Origin of the sequence: Nonlabens tegetincola, assembly GCF_002117085.1 — a bacterium.
Lineage (GTDB): Bacteria > Bacteroidota > Bacteroidia > Flavobacteriales > Flavobacteriaceae > Nonlabens > Nonlabens tegetincola.
In genome coordinates, this window is record NZ_CP019342.1 from 2,606,071 (window position 1) to 2,621,063 (window position 14,993).

Here is a 14,993-nt window from a genome sequence, read left to right on the forward strand (position 1 = left end):
CTTAAAAAATGAAATATTTATCTATTATAATTTGTTTGTTATTGATCACTACCTCTTGTAATGAGAGTAAAACCATAGAAAAGACAGAGAAACCCAGAAAGGTAAGTGAAGTGGACATTAGCAGTAATGATGTAGTTCATTTGTCAACTGTTGATGGGACTTACGATAATTGGGAAAATTTTCTAGAGAAAAACCGTGGCAAAGTAGTTTATCTAGATATTTGGGCAAGCTGGTGTGGACCTTGTAAAGCTCAATTTCCTCACGCCAAAAAACTTAAAGAAAAGTTCGCAGGTAAGGAAGTTGTATTTGCTTACATATCCATCGATCAAGCAGAGGAAAGATGGAAACAAGGAATTCAACAATATGATATTAATGAATATTCTTTTCATGCAAAAAATTATCCAAAAGCCGCCTTGTTCCAAAAAAATGATGTGAGTCGCATACCTAGATATATGCTTTTTGATAAAAATGGTAGACTGGTAGATAACAATGCTGCAAGACCTAGTCAACCTTCATTAGAAACTACCATAAATAGTTTTTTAGCTCTTTAAAAACTATTTATCTTTGATAGCATATCACGTAAACAAAACACACCATGAGTCTAGATAAAACAGGAATTGCAAAAAGAATCGCTCAAGAACTACAAGACGGTTACTACGTCAATCTAGGGATTGGAATTCCTACCCTAGTTGCAAATTATATTCCTGAAGGTGTTCAGGTTGAATTTCAATCTGAAAATGGTGTGTTAGGAATGGGACCATTTCCTTTTGAAGGAGATGAAGATGCTGATGTAATTAATGCAGGTAAACAAACTATTACAACTTTACCTGGAGCCAGTTTTTTTGATAGCGCAACAAGTTTTGGGATGATACGTGGACAGCACGTTGATTTAACGATACTAGGAGCTATGGAAGTAGCCGAGAACGGTGATATAGCAAATTGGAAAATTCCAGGTAAGATGGTAAAAGGAATGGGTGGTGCCATGGATCTAGTTGCTAGTGCCGAAAATATTATTGTAGCTATGATGCATACAAACCGTGCTGGTGATAGTAAACTTCTTAAAAAATGTTCATTACCTCTTACCGGTGTAAACTGTATTAATAAAGTGGTTACCAATCTTGCTGTGCTCGAGGTTACTGATGATGGCTTTAAATTACTAGAAAGAGCTCCAGGCGTCTCTGTAGACGATATAAAAGCAGCAACTGAAGGTACTCTTATCGTTGAAGGTGATATTCCTGAAATGTCCTTATAAGTAAAGCTCCTATGAAAAGACATTTGCTTGATCCACAATTGTCACAAAAAGGTTATTTCCCTCTTGACCTTTCAATCAATAATCCTTTTTGGAAGCGTAATGATGTGGCCGACATATCGGTGTGTCATGAGTATATCGAGCAACAGCGTCAATCTCACGGCGCTTTTATGGCCATAGGTGGCTACTTAGAACAGCGAGCTCTTTATCAAAAAAATGAAAGATTCAATAAAGGAATTGTACGTGACATTCATCTAGGAGTAGACATATGGGCGCCAGCAGGAACCACTGTTCATGCAATGTATGATGGTGTAGTTCACAGTTATGCGCACAATAGTGATCCTGGAAATTATGGTCCTACATTGATCTTGCAACACGATATTGAAGGAAAAACGATATATACACTTTATGGTCACTTGAGTTTGGATGATGTAAACAAGTGGGAAGTTGGATATCGCTTTCGCGAAAGCGAAATAATAGCTCATTTAGGAACACCTCAAGAAAATGGTGGTTATAGTCCGCATTTACATTTTCAAGTAATGACAGATATGAAAGGATATCAAGGAGATTTTCCAGGAGTAGCCGCTAAAGAGGAGCTTGAACAGTATAAGGATATAGTATTAGATCCTATGTCATTTCTCGAGTAAGTAGGGTATTTACTTATATTTGCTGCTACAACCTCATCTATGAAAAAGCGCGTACTTATAACAGGAGCAGCGGGATTTTTAGGGTCTCATCTATGTGATAGATTTATAAAAGAAGGCTTTCATGTTATTGGAATGGATAACCTGATTACAGGAGATCTTAAAAATATAGAGCATTTATTTCCACTAGAACAATTTGAATTTTTTCACCATGATGTTTCAAAGTACGTCCATGTTGCAGGAGATTTAGATTATATTCTACATTTTGCGAGCCCGGCTAGTCCTATTGATTATCTTAAAATCCCTATACAAACCTTAAAGGTAGGATCGCTAGGAACTCACAACCTACTTGGTCTAGCCAAAAATAAAAAAGCTAGGTTGCTTATCGCTAGTACTAGTGAGGTTTACGGTGATCCTCTTGTTCATCCACAAGCAGAAGATTATTATGGTAACGTAAACACAATAGGTCCTCGTGGCGTATATGATGAAGCAAAAAGGTTTCAAGAGTCTATAACGATGGCTTACCACAGGTTTCATGGATTAGAAACTAGAATTGTACGCATTTTTAATACCTATGGACCTCGTATGAGACTTAATGATGGTAGGGTAATTCCTGCTTTTATGGGGCAAGCGCTGCGTGGCGAGGATCTCACTGTTTTTGGAGATGGATCACAAACCAGGTCTTTTTGTTATGTAGATGATCAGGTAGAAGGTATTTTTAGGTTATTAATGAGCGACTATCCCATGCCAGTAAACATTGGTAACCCCAATGAAATATCGATAAGTGATTTTGCACAAGAAATAATTAAATTAACAGGTACTGATCAAAAGGTGATTTATAAGGACTTACCACAAGATGATCCTATGAAGCGTAAACCTGATATTTCACTTGCCAAAGAAATATTAAACTGGGAACCACAAGTTTCAAGAGAAGAAGGGATGCGACGTACTTTTGAGTATTTTAAAACGTTATCTCCAGAAGAATTAGATAAACGTGAGCACAAAGACTTTACACAACATAACCGAAGATAAAATCACTTATAGAGATCAACGGTATTCTGGGTTTATAAGGCCATTATCGTACCTCATTGATTTAAGTTTGATTGTCATATTCGCATCACATTTTTTTGCGAGCTCCTTTGACGTGCTTACCTATGGAATTTTTATTGGTATTTGCTGGGTGCTTGTATCCATGCAGTTTGATTTTTATAAAACTCAACGCAATACTGATATAATCACTCTTCTAGGTAGACTGGTTAAACAAGCTGTGGTTTTTGCATTTATGGTATTTGCCTTCTTTGGCTTTTATTATGAGATAAATAACAATACCATGATTGTTTCCAAATACCTACTGTGGACTATGGGAACAATCTCGGTAATAAAAATAAGTTTGTTCTATATTTTAAAACATTATAGGTCGGTTTTAGGCGGTAATTTTAGAAATGTAGTACTACTAGGAGTCAACAAGGATACTAAGCAGTTATCAAGTTTTTTTAATAAGCACAAGGATTACGGTTATCGCACTCAAAATATTATTGACACAAGTTCTAGCGAGTTTTCCATGCAGGAATTTCAAGAATATGTTTTAGACAATCAAATAGACGAAATCTTTTGTTCAGTTAGAGAACTTAAAAATGAAGATCTCATAGATCTTACTGAATTTGTTGACAATAATTTAAGGACACTTAAATTCATACCCGATACTGATATGCCACTTTCTAGGCAATTACATTATGAGTACTACGGTCGTACACCAATAATATCCCTACGTCAAATACCTTTAGATGATTTTGGTAATCAATTTATAAAACGAGCCTTTGACATTCTTTTTTCTTTATTTGTTATTGTTTTTTTAATGTCATGGTTAACACCTTTAATAGCCTTGATTATCAAACTAGAATCCAAGGGACCTGTCTTTTTTACGCAAAAGCGTAACGGTTTGGACTATAAAGAATTCACTTGTTTTAAGTTTAGATCCATGGTTCCTAACAACAAGGCACACCTAGAACAAGTAACACGAGGCGATCAACGAATAACCAAAATTGGTAGGTTTTTAAGGAAAACGAGCATTGACGAATTACCTCAATTTTTTAATGTGTTACTAGGCTCCATGAGTGTGGTAGGTCCTAGACCTCATATGGTTAGTCACACACACATGTATGCCGAACGTATCGATAAATTCATGGTGCGTCATTTTGTGAAGCCAGGAATAACAGGACTAGCACAGGTAAGTGGATATCGCGGTGAGGTAGAAACAGAAGACGATATTAAAGGTCGCGTGCGTAATGACATTTACTACATTGAGAACTGGAATATTAATTTGGACATCAAGATTATAATTAAAACAATCACCAACGTGTTTAAGGGTGAGGAAAAGGCATATTAATGGATTTAGTAAGTGTTATAATACCAACTTACAATAACCAGGATACATTAGGAGAAACCCTAGATAGCGTTTTAATTCAAGACTACCGGCCTATTGAATTAATTATTATTGACGACTGCAGTGTTGATGATAGTCACGCTTTCGCGAAAGCGTATTCTACAAAAAATTCTTCTCAAGGAATAAGTTTTATAATTCAAGAAAATAAAGAAAACAAAGGGGCTGGTTTTACTCGTAATCGGGCAGTCGAGCTAGCAAAGGGTAGATATATTGCCTTTTTAGATGCCGATGATCTTTGGAAACCCTATAAACTCTCCTTGCAAATCGAACAAATGAGACTGTCACAAGTAGCGATGTCCTATGGTGCTTATGAGATATTCACAGAAAATGCGAGTGAGCCTAAATACCTTCAAAAGGTTTTCAATTCACTAACTTATAAAAAGTTACTACGAGCAAACTATGTAGGGAATTTGACAGGAATTTACGATACCCATAAAATAGGAAAGGTTGTCGTGTCTTCATTACGTAAAAGACAAGATTGGGCCATGTGGTTGGATGTGATTAAACTATCGGGCACAGCTATCGGTATAGAAAAACCCATTGCCAGTTATAGAGCAGGCAATGGGTTGAGTTCACGAAAAAGTAGTCTGATTAAATATAACTATGCTGTATATCGCAACCACCTTAATTACTCTTTTTTAAAAAGCTGTTGGTCCATGGTGCTTTTTATTTACGAGCAATGGTTTATCAAGAAAGCCTTGATTAAAAAACTGGATTAAAGTCCTAGAGATTGTTGTTTTGTACGTTCTTTCTCTTCAGGTTCTTCTACTTCATTGTTTCTTAGACCATAATTTCCAAAATTGTAAGTGAATGCAACACTAAAGGTATTAGTCTCTGGTAAATAAGTAACGCCTACATCTTGATTACCATAAATAGACTCCATTAATCTGTTTTGACCTCTAAAGACATCATTATATGCAATCCTAAGATTTGCTCTACGGTTCCATAACGATTTGTTTATGGCAAAGTTACTCACGATCATATTTTGCATTCTAAACGAACCAAATAAAATATCACTTACATAATTTAGCTCGGCATCCAAAGACCAGGTACGATCTTCTGAAAGGCTAAATCTACTAAAGCTAGAGAGATAAACTCCTGTCACGTCCTGCTTTTGGTCTACACCGCCGGACTGTACTGCAACAAATTCGTTTTCTAAATAAAAGAAACTAGCAGAAAGTGCAAGCAACCAAGAATCAGTTGGGTATTGAAAGGTTTCAATATCTAGACTATATTGTAGCTCGTAGTTCAAATTAGCATTTTGAAAATTTAAATTGTTTGCATTATTATCTTGAAAAGGTAGAATAGAAAGTAAGTCCTTTGAATACAAATAATAAGCGTCAAAAAACCAGGTGTCGTTATGATTCCATGCAACACTATATTTATTGTTGAATGAAGGCATTAAATTAGGATTACCAGAATTAAAATTGGTTTCATTTACAAAAATCCTATAGGGATTTAGACTCTCATAACGTGGTCTTTCAATGCTTCTTTTGTAACTTAATGTAAGTGTGTTGCTTTCATCAAGCGAATGTCCTAATGATGCCGTGGGAAACCATGAAAGATAGTTTTGAGTATTCACTATTCCTAGACTTCTTGAATCACCTGTAATATCAGTTTGCTCAGCTCGTAGTCCAGCGGTCAGAAACCATTTTTCCCAATTGCGTTCCATTTGTCCGTAGAAAGCAATGATTTTTTCATCATAGGCATAGTTATCCGAGTTAGCAGGAACAATAATCGGTGAAGTTCCATTTGAATCAAAGAAATCCTGTACGGTTTGTGAATCAATTTGATTATACTTTGCTCCAGTACTAAATTGGTATTCGCCTAATGCGAATTGATAATCTATCCCAGCTGTGTAAATAGCCACATCAAGATCTATGTCCGACAAAAAACTATTACTTCCAGTGGTATTATTTTGAGTGTCAAAAAATCTAGTAAAAACATCCTGATAGTTGTCTTTATTGGTAAATACATGATTTCCATAAAGCCTGAGGACATTCCCATTATCTGCATAATAGTTGTAGTCGGCATTCACAAAACCAGTTGTTGCGTCTCGTTCATTGATACCGTTAGTTTCTAAGCCTGAAAAATCGGTATCACCATCTTGAAGAATTAATGTGCGTGTAAAAGCATTACCATCTTGATTGTTGTTAACGTTAATATTTCCAGAAACACTTAGGTAGCTTTTACTACTTAAACTAAAATCTATAACAGTATTCAGGCTGTGAGCATCACTTTCATTCACATTATTATAATCAGTGAACCAGCGTTGCGATCTAGTACCATCAGGATTAAAAAAGCCTATTTCGTTTTCTTCTATATAAAGATCTTCTCTTGGGTTGTAACTGTAGTTAGCATATATATTTACCCAATTATTTTTATAAAAATGTGAAGTACCTATTTTGTATTTGGCAAGCTCGTCGATGGTATAACTACCCATTACATTACCCTTGTAACCTAATGAGATTCCTTTACTAGTGTTAATATTGATGACTGTTCCACCTTCGGCATCGTAACTTGCTGGTGGATTGGTAATGACCTCTACATTTTTGACATTATCACCACTATAGCCAGCTAGTAATTGATTGAGCTCATCATCGGTTAGGTATACTCTTTTATTATTAATATAAATTTGAGCAGCCTGTCCTTTAACTATATAAGAGTTGTTTTGTTTAAAAACACCAGGCGAACTGCGTAATATGGTCAATGCATCAGTATTACTCAGACTGGTATTTTCTACATTAAAAATGAGCCTATCCGCTTTCTTAGTTACAGTAGGTCTTTTGGCCGTGACAGTGACCGCATCCATGGATTCAATTTGCTCTTGGACTATAAGGTCACCTAGATTTTGATTGCTGTTAATGGTAAGCTTTCGAGAAAGCGTAACATAACCTACACCTGTAACCACCATCGTATATTCACCATCTTCTATGTTCTTAAAAAGGACTTTACCCAGATCGTCACTGCTTGTACCTTGATAAAACGTACTGTCTGGCATTTTGTAAAGAATACTATTTAGATAGGGCAGGGATTCATTCTTTTCATCGATGAGTCTTGCTGTAAGCTCGTGCTGTGCAAACGAACTAAAAGAAACAAGGAAGAATAGGTAAGGGAAAAATCTATTCATGAGGCTTTTCAGTTGGAATTTAGACCACTAAAATAAAAAAGGGATAGGAAAATACCGACTTTAAATTCGACTATATTTGCATCTCGATTGAAACGACTATGAAGAACATACGTAATTTTTGCATTATTGCGCATATTGACCACGGTAAAAGTACACTGGCAGACAGGCTGTTAGATGCTACTCAAACTGTTACAAAGCGTGAGGCTCAAGCACAGCTATTAGACAATATGGATCTAGAGCGTGAGCGTGGTATTACCATTAAATCTCACGCAATACAGATGAATTATACAGCTCCAGATGGCGAGCAATATATTCTTAATCTGATAGATACTCCTGGTCACGTAGATTTTTCCTATGAAGTTTCTAGATCTATTGCTGCCTGTGAAGGTGCTTTGTTGGTAGTTGATGCCGCACAAAGTATTCAAGCACAAACGATCTCTAACCTTTACCTTGCACTAGAAAACGATCTTGAAATCATACCTGTACTTAATAAAGTTGATTTACCTAGTGCAAATCCAGAAGAAGTAACCGACGACATTGTAGACTTGTTAGGTTGTGACCCAGAAGAGGTAATACCGGCAAGTGCCAAAACAGGAATAGGAATCCAAGAGATTCTAGACGCTATCGTTGAGCGTGTACCAGCTCCTGTAGGTAACCCTGATGAGCCGTTGCAGGCATTGATTTTTGATTCTCAATACAATCAATTTAGAGGTGTGGAAACCATCTTTAGAGTTATAAATGGTAGTATTAAAAAAGGTCAACATATTAAGTTTGTTGCAACCGGTGAAAGCTACTATGCCGATGAGATTGGAACTCTTAAGCTGAAACAAGAACCTAAGAAAGAGATAAGCTGCGGTGATGTAGGTTACTTGATTACAGGTATTAAAGAGGCAAAGGAAGTTAAGGTAGGTGATACTATAACTGATCACGATAATCCGACTAAGAATGCAATTGAAGGTTTTGAAGATGTTAAGCCTATGGTTTTTGCAGGTATATATCCTGTAGATACTGAAGATTACGAGGATTTAAGAGCTAGTATGGAAAAATTACAGCTCAATGATGCCTCGCTTGTCTTTCAAGCTGAAAGTAGTGCTGCATTAGGATTTGGTTTTAGATGTGGATTCTTGGGAATGTTACATTTAGAGATCATACAAGAACGATTAGAACGTGAGTTTGATATGACGGTGATCACTACGGTACCTAACGTATCCTATCACGCTTACACTAACAAAAATCCTAACGATATTGTAATCGTTAATAATCCTAGTGATTTACCAGAACCATCAACACTTAATCGCGTAGAAGAGCCATTTATTAAAGCTACGATTATTACAAAATCTGACTTTGTGGGTAATGTAATGTCATTATGTATTGAAAAACGTGGTCAAGTAAAAAATCAAACCTACCTTACTCAAGAACGTGTGGAACTAGTTTTTGACATGCCGTTGGCAGAAATCGTTTTTGATTTCTACGATAGATTAAAAACAGTAAGTAAAGGTTATGCTAGTTTTGATTATGCACCTATTGGTATGAAAGAGTCAAAACTTGTGCGAGTAGATATTCTGTTAAATTCTCAAACGGTGGATGCTCTTAGTGCGCTTGTGCATTTTGATAATGCTTATACCATTGGTAAGAAAATGGTTGAGAAATTAAGAGAGTTAATCCCTAGACAGCAATTTGATATACCGGTACAAGCAGCCATAGGAGCCAAAATTATTGCTCGTGAAACTATCAAAGCGTTGCGTAAGGATGTAACGGCAAAATGTTACGGTGGTGATATTTCTCGTAAGCGTAAGTTGCTAGAAAAACAAAAGAAAGGTAAAAAGCGTATGCGCCAGGTAGGTAATGTAGAAATTCCACAACAGGCGTTTATGGCAGTATTAAAGTTGAATGATTAATTCACTATGCTTTATAAAATAAAACAGCGACCAATTGGTCGCTGTTTTTTTATTAATTTTCTTCAAGTAGTACTTCACCGGTGGTAGTTTCTACTATTTCTTTACCTAGATATACCAGCAAGGACCCTTCATCTATTTCTAGATCTTGATTAAGTGACGGTATAACATCTATTGCCTTTCCTTTGCGTATAAATAATGGAATGATATTAGAGTCGGTTTTTGTTATTTCTAGAAGAGCATTAAAATGTTCTTGAGATTTTAATTCAATTTCTCTTATCTGACCGTGATATCTAGCTACTTCGTTAATGTTGATAAAATCGTCGGTAGGAGAAAATAAACCTTCCTCAGGATTTTGATTAGGATTGTTTATTTCATTGGCATGTACCAATCTAAAGGTGCCATTCTCTCCAAATTGATTGCCGAACCGTTCAACCGCATATTCATTAATTTGAGAGTTCCCAGTGAGAGCTAGCAAAAATCCAATGTTATTAAACTCAACATCGTCTGTAAGAGCGTCACTATATACATCAGCGATGACAGCGTCTAGACCTTTTTCCTTAGCCAGTCTTACATTATTAGCATTACTGTCAACTAGCACAACCGCACGTTCGTGTTTTTTTAAGTAGTCAGCCACAAGTCTTGAGAACTTGCTGGCTCCTATTATCATAATTCCATTAGATTTCTTAAGAAAAACTCCTACAATTTTTGCAAAAGCACGTGCCGTAGTAGCATTAAGAAGTACAGTTCCTAATACGATCATAAAAACGAGAGGTGTAATATACTCTGCCCCTTCAATACCTTGAGAAACTAATTTTGATCCAAATAAAGATGCAATACCAGCTGCCACGATACCACGAGGACCTACCCATGATATGAAGAGTTTTTCATTTATTTTAAGTCCGCTGTTGACAGAACTCGCAAACACACCCAAAGGTCTTATCAGAAGCACAACTATGGCAAAAAGCACTGCAGTTTTCCATGTATAGATTAAGTATAGATCTTCCATGTTAATATTTGCTGCTAGCAAAATGAATAAGATGGAGATTAATAAAACACTTAGGGATTCTTTGAAGTAAAGGAGTTCCTTAATATTGGGTAAATTAATGTTACCCATCACCATTCCCATAACTACCACGGCAAGTAAACCAGATTCTTTGGCAAAGGTGTCGCTCAAAACAAAGACGCCCAATACAGCAGCTAGAGTCACTACATTAAGCAAGTAATGTGGAATAAATTTTTTCTTGATAGCAAAGGCAAGCGCATGAGCAAAAGAAAAACCAAAAGCAAATCCGAACAACACGATTTTACCAAACTCTTCAAGTGCCACTATGGTAAATTTCCCGCCAGATCCGGTGCTTATAAATTCAAATACCAATACGGCAAATAGAGCTCCTATAGGATCAATGAGTATTCCTTCCCATTTAAGAATAGAACTTATATCTTTTTTCAATGGAATGTTTCGTAAAATAGGAGAGATAACGGTAGGACCGGTAACAATAATCAACGCACTGAATAAAAGTGAAATTTCCCAGCTCAAGTCAAAGATATAGTGAGCAGCAACACCAGCACCTATAAAAGTAATTATTACAGCCACAGATATAAGTTTTCCAATAACAGGACCAGTATTTAGAATTTCGGCTCGTTTCAGGGTTAAACCACCTTCAAAAAGAATTATACTAATTGCTAGTGAGACAAAATAGAATAAACTTTCTCCAGGAAACAGTCCGTTATCACCATTCCAAATGGGGTGAATGAGTTTCGTGTGATCTTCCGTATAAATGGTTGCGATGGGACCTACTAACAGTCCAATGATTATAAGGGGTAAAATTGCGGGTATTTTAAAACGCCATGCAACCCATTGCGCTAGTATACCTAAAATTATAATTCCTGCTAGTTCTAGCATATTTGGATAGATTTTAGGGCCAATTTACGACCTTTTTTAAATAGATGTTTAGGTTCCGCTTTCGCGAAAGCGGAATTACCACATTCTTAACGTGCAATTATGATATACCTCTATTGATTTTAACATAGATTCATGATGCATAGTTAGCTATTAAAAAACTGATAAATGACCACTGATTACCAATGCCTATTTTGTATTTTGCAGCAATGAAAATACATAAGGTAGAATCTGGGAATTTTAAATTAGATGGCGGTGCCATGTTTGGTGTAGTGCCTAAATCTTTATGGCAACGCACAAATCCAGCCGATTCAAACAACATGATCGACATGGCGGCGAGATGTTTGTTAATTGAAAATGGTGATCGGTTAACTTTAATTGATACCGGAATGGGTGCTAAGCAATCGGAAAAATTCTTTGGATACTATTACATGGACCATAGATTTGACTTAGATTCCAGTCTTAAAAATCTAGGTTTTAATAGAGACGATATTACCGATGTTTTTTTGACACACCTACATTTTGATCATTGTGGTGGCGTTATAAAAAAAGCTAGTAATCACGATGGATATGAACCTGCTTTTAAAAATGCCCGTGTTTATACCAACGAGTCACACTGGCAATGGGCAATTGAACCTAACGCTAGAGAAAAGGCCTCATTTTTAAAAGAAAATATCATACCAATTCAAGAAAGCGGTCAATTAGAGTTTGTAAAACAAAATCAAACTTTTGAGAAAGCCAATGAAATGGATTTTGACATTTTGTTTGTTGATGGTCATACAGAGAAAATGATGATACCGCATATTGAGTATGATGGTAAAACATTTGTTTTCATGGCCGACTTATTGCCTACCGCAGGACATTTGCCTCTGCCATATGTTATGGGATACGACACAAGGCCACTACTGACTCTTGATGAAAAAGAGAGGTTTTTACAAAAGGCCGCAACTGAGAATTACTACCTCATTTTAGAACACGATCCTTTTAATGAGATTATTACAGTTAAACACACCGATAAAGGTGTGCGATTGGACCAAGTTTATACATTTAATGACTTTTTTAATAATTAGAATATGAAGTTTACATTTAAAAATACCCTTGTGGTAACAGCCGTTGCTGGTATGCTAGCTAGCTGTGGTAGTGGATTTGATATAGTATCACCACCTATTGAAAATATTGATACTACTCCTATAAAGACAACTGCCCTTACTGAAGAGCAAGAGAAAAATTGGAAGGACTACGATCTTCAACAGGATACTATTCCTGGAATGAGTGTTAATAGGGCTTATAATGAAATCCTAAAAGGGAAAAAAGGTGAAACTGTTGTAGTTGCAGTTATTGATAGTGGTATTGATGTTGAACACGAGGATCTGGATGATGTTATTTGGGTAAATGATGATGAAATCCCAAATAATGGAATTGATGACGATAATAACGGTTATATCGATGATGTTCATGGATGGAACTTTTTAGGAGATATTGTTGATGAGAATTTAGAATATGAACGTATTGTTCGTGATAAGGATAAGCTACCTGCAGATCTAGTGGCTAAAGCTCAAAAGGAGTACGACGAGAAACTAGAACAGGCTCAGGTTGCAAAGGGTCGTTATGAACAAATCCTTCAGCAAATAAATCAAGTTGATCCGTTGTTGAAAAAAGCGACTGGAAAAGACGTGTACAAATCAGAGGATTTAAAAACCGTTGAATCTGAAGATCAAGCTGTACAACAAGGCAAGCAATTGATGATGTTCTTGTTCTCTCAAGGTTTAGAGTCTAACAAAGATGCAATAGACACTATTACCGAGCTTATTAACGATCAAGCAGATTTGTTAAACGGATCTAAGTTAAAGACAAATTATAGAAAAGATATCCTAGGTGATGACCCTTATGTATGGGACACTCCAGTCTATGGAAATAATGAGTATAGTGGTCCAGATCCAAAGAAAGAAGATGCTTTTCATGGAACACATGTTGCTGGGATAATTGCTGCAGAGCGTAATAATGGGTTAGGTGTTAATGGAGTGGCCGAAAATGTAGAGATAATGGTTCTAAGAGCTGTATCTACTGCTGACGAATACGATAAAGACATTGCTAAGGCGATACGATATGCTGCGGATAATGGTGCTAAAGTGATTAATACAAGTTTTGGGAAATATCATTCTCCTAATCCAGAATGGGTATGGGAAGCAATTAAATATGCTGCTAGTAAGGATGTTCTTATTGTAAATGCTGCTGGAAATGAAGGTATTGATACAGATTTTACTCAAGTATATCCTCAAGACCAACAAGGAGTAGGAGAAGAAATTTCGGACAACTTTTTAACTGTAGGAGCAATGGGTCCTGAATATGGAGCTAATATGATTGCTGGTTTTTCTAATTACGGTAAATCTAGTGTAGATGTTTTTGGTCCTGGAGTGAAAATCTATTCAACTGCTCCAAATAGTGAGTATAGATTTGCGCAAGGTACGTCTATGGCTTCTCCGGCAGTCGCAGGAGTTGCTGCCGTAGTGAGAAGTTATTTTCCTAAATTGAGTGCAGGTCAAGTGAAGCAGGTTATTATGGAAAGTGGATTGACTACAAATGCAAACATGACTTTAAGTAGAAGTAGAGAGACAACAAAGCCGTTTAAAGAGATTACTAAATCGGGTAGAATGGCAAACCTTTATAATGCTTTAATACTTGCTTCAAAAATGTAAGAAGCTATTTTTATATTACTAATAAAAGTGCCTCATTAATATAGTGAGGCATTTTTTTTGATATAGATTGTAGTGTAAATTTAAAACTTAATTATAGCGAATATTATAGATAATAAACATTAAAAAATCGATAAACGGTAAATTTGTTTAAATTGACATTAAGTTTACAGCTCTTTTTTTGGAGAAGATTGATAAATAAATATATTCGCAACTTAAAGAAAATGCCCCTATGCAATTCTTGTTATTATTAATATTTGGTACAGGTACTGGTGGACCTACGCCACCGCCACCGCCGCCTCCTATGGGACCACCGCCACCTGTTGGTGATGTAGTTCCAGTTGATAGTGGTATTGTAATACTTATTGCTGCTGCACTTGCTATAGGGATTTACTCCGTTTTACAAAGAAGAAGAATTACAAAAGCTTAAAAAGCTTTTAATTATTTTGTAATTCCATTAAACGTTTTACATATTTTCCTATAACGTCAAACTCTAGATTTACGATATCACCTGATTTCATGTCCTTAAAACCAGTGTGTTCATAGGTATAAGGTATTATAGCGACTGAAAACTCATTGATTTTTGAGTTTACTACAGTGAGACTTACGCCGTTAATACAAATACTTCCCTTTTCAATAGTCACATTATTCAAAGCAGAGTCGTATCTGAAAGTGAATATCCATGACCCATCTTGTTCCTCTACATTTATACAGGTTCCAGTCTGGTCCACGTGACCTTGAACAATATGTCCGTCTAAACGGGCATTCATAAGCATGGCACGTTCAATATTTACGGTGTTGCCAACTTTAAGTTCGCCTAGATTGGTTTTTTTAAGTGTTTCGTCGATTGCAGTAACTGTATATAAGTCTTCATTTAGATCAACAATAGTGAGACACACTCCATTATGTGCTATGCTTTGATCAATTTTAAATTCATTTGTAATATCCGATTGTAATGTAAAATGAATATTAGACCCTTCTTTTTTTACTTCAACTACACGTGCAGTTTGTTCAATAATTCCTGTAAACATAACTT

The 14,993-nt window shown here is 36.1% G+C and carries 13 protein-coding genes; 10 read left to right on the forward strand and 3 right to left on the reverse strand.

All coding sequences use genetic code 11. From position 1 onward, the window contains the following. Positions 1-8 precede the first annotated feature (8 nt). From BST91_RS12050 to BST91_RS12075, 6 genes are read left to right on the forward strand one after another with little or no spacing between them, the layout of a single operon-like run. Complete coding sequence (locus BST91_RS12050; RefSeq protein ID WP_085775523.1) at positions 9-551, forward strand: TlpA family protein disulfide reductase; 543 nt, start codon at positions 9-11, stop codon at positions 549-551. A gap of 44 nt (positions 552-595) precedes the next feature. Beyond that, positions 596-1,252 carry a CoA transferase subunit B gene (locus BST91_RS12055; RefSeq protein WP_042276486.1) on the forward strand — a complete coding sequence of 219 codons (657 nt, stop codon included), beginning with the start codon at positions 596-598 and terminating at the stop codon, positions 1,250-1,252. Between the two features lie 11 nt (positions 1,253-1,263). Next, entirely contained in the window at positions 1,264-1,896 is a 633-nt protein-coding gene (locus BST91_RS12060; protein ID WP_085775524.1) for a peptidoglycan DD-metalloendopeptidase family protein, read from the forward strand. A gap of 39 nt (positions 1,897-1,935) precedes the next feature. Then, entirely contained in the window at positions 1,936-2,925 is a 990-nt protein-coding gene (locus BST91_RS12065; RefSeq protein ID WP_060523391.1) for a UDP-glucuronic acid decarboxylase family protein, read from the forward strand. Further along, entirely contained in the window at positions 2,888-4,279 is a 1,392-nt protein-coding gene (locus tag BST91_RS12070; RefSeq protein ID WP_085775525.1) for an undecaprenyl-phosphate glucose phosphotransferase, read from the forward strand. The genes BST91_RS12065 and BST91_RS12070 overlap by 38 nt, the downstream gene beginning before the upstream one ends. Continuing rightward, positions 4,279-5,055: a glycosyltransferase family 2 protein gene (locus tag BST91_RS12075; RefSeq protein WP_085775526.1), complete on the forward strand. Its 777-nt coding sequence runs from the start codon at positions 4,279-4,281 to the stop codon at positions 5,053-5,055. Before BST91_RS12070 ends, BST91_RS12075 begins: the two co-directional genes overlap by 1 nt. Here BST91_RS12075 and BST91_RS12080 read toward each other — a convergent pair. Then, positions 5,052-7,466: an outer membrane beta-barrel family protein gene (locus BST91_RS12080; RefSeq protein ID WP_085775527.1), complete on the reverse strand. Its 2,415-nt coding sequence runs from the start codon at positions 7,464-7,466 to the stop codon at positions 5,052-5,054. The genes BST91_RS12075 and BST91_RS12080 overlap by 4 nt on opposite strands. Positions 7,467-7,564: 98 nt before the next feature. Between BST91_RS12080 and lepA the strand changes: the two genes are divergently transcribed. Next, positions 7,565-9,364, forward strand: a complete 1,800-nt coding sequence (lepA, locus tag BST91_RS12085; RefSeq protein WP_042276474.1) for a translation elongation factor 4 — start codon at positions 7,565-7,567, stop codon at positions 9,362-9,364. Positions 9,365-9,416: 52 nt separating this feature from the next. Here the strand turns inward: lepA and BST91_RS12090 are convergent, their stop codons facing one another. After that, positions 9,417-11,267, reverse strand: coding sequence for a cation:proton antiporter (locus tag BST91_RS12090; protein WP_042276471.1), 1,851 nt, complete (start codon positions 11,265-11,267; stop codon positions 9,417-9,419). Between the two features lie 206 nt (positions 11,268-11,473). Here BST91_RS12090 and BST91_RS12095 point away from each other — a divergent pair, with 206 nt between their 5' ends. The 3 genes from BST91_RS12095 (at position 11,474) to BST91_RS12105 (ending at position 14,387) form a co-directional block, all read left to right on the forward strand. Continuing rightward, positions 11,474-12,334, forward strand: coding sequence for an MBL fold metallo-hydrolase (locus BST91_RS12095; RefSeq protein ID WP_085775528.1), 861 nt, complete (start codon positions 11,474-11,476; stop codon positions 12,332-12,334). Positions 12,335-12,337: 3 nt separating this feature from the next. Beyond that, positions 12,338-13,960 carry a S8 family peptidase gene (locus BST91_RS12100; RefSeq protein ID WP_085775529.1) on the forward strand — a complete coding sequence of 541 codons (1,623 nt, stop codon included), beginning with the start codon at positions 12,338-12,340 and terminating at the stop codon, positions 13,958-13,960. A gap of 229 nt (positions 13,961-14,189) precedes the next feature. Continuing rightward, positions 14,190-14,387, forward strand: a complete 198-nt coding sequence (locus BST91_RS12105) for a PID-CTERM protein-sorting domain-containing protein (RefSeq protein ID WP_085775530.1) — start codon at positions 14,190-14,192, stop codon at positions 14,385-14,387. A 7-nt stretch (positions 14,388-14,394) separates the two neighbouring features. On the opposite strand, the gene BST91_RS12110 is transcribed toward BST91_RS12105, so the two are convergent. Next, positions 14,395-14,988 carry a riboflavin synthase gene (locus BST91_RS12110; RefSeq protein ID WP_085775531.1) on the reverse strand — a complete coding sequence of 198 codons (594 nt, stop codon included), beginning with the start codon at positions 14,986-14,988 and terminating at the stop codon, positions 14,395-14,397. Between the last annotated feature and the right edge of the window lie 5 nt (positions 14,989-14,993).

Bases quoted from the DNA above. Each gene is read 5' to 3' on its own strand.
- BST91_RS12050 (WP_085775523.1), top strand. From the start codon at position 9: ATGAAATATTTATCTATTATAATTTGTTTGTTATTGATCACTACCTCT.
- BST91_RS12055 (WP_042276486.1), top strand. From the start codon at position 596: ATGAGTCTAGATAAAACAGGAATTGCAAAAAGAATCGCTCAAGAACTA.
- BST91_RS12060 (WP_085775524.1), top strand. From the start codon at position 1,264: ATGAAAAGACATTTGCTTGATCCACAATTGTCACAAAAAGGTTATTTC.
- BST91_RS12065 (WP_060523391.1), top strand. From the start codon at position 1,936: ATGAAAAAGCGCGTACTTATAACAGGAGCAGCGGGATTTTTAGGGTCT.
- BST91_RS12075 (WP_085775526.1), top strand. From the start codon at position 4,279: ATGGATTTAGTAAGTGTTATAATACCAACTTACAATAACCAGGATACA.
- BST91_RS12080 (WP_085775527.1), bottom strand. From the start codon at position 7,466: ATGAATAGATTTTTCCCTTACCTATTCTTCCTTGTTTCTTTTAGTTCG.
- lepA (WP_042276474.1), top strand. From the start codon at position 7,565: ATGAAGAACATACGTAATTTTTGCATTATTGCGCATATTGACCACGGT.
- BST91_RS12090 (WP_042276471.1), bottom strand. From the start codon at position 11,267: ATGCTAGAACTAGCAGGAATTATAATTTTAGGTATACTAGCGCAATGG.
- BST91_RS12095 (WP_085775528.1), top strand. From the start codon at position 11,474: ATGAAAATACATAAGGTAGAATCTGGGAATTTTAAATTAGATGGCGGT.
- BST91_RS12100 (WP_085775529.1), top strand. From the start codon at position 12,338: ATGAAGTTTACATTTAAAAATACCCTTGTGGTAACAGCCGTTGCTGGT.
- BST91_RS12105 (WP_085775530.1), top strand. From the start codon at position 14,190: ATGCAATTCTTGTTATTATTAATATTTGGTACAGGTACTGGTGGACCT.
- BST91_RS12110 (WP_085775531.1), bottom strand. From the start codon at position 14,988: ATGTTTACAGGAATTATTGAACAAACTGCACGTGTAGTTGAAGTAAAA.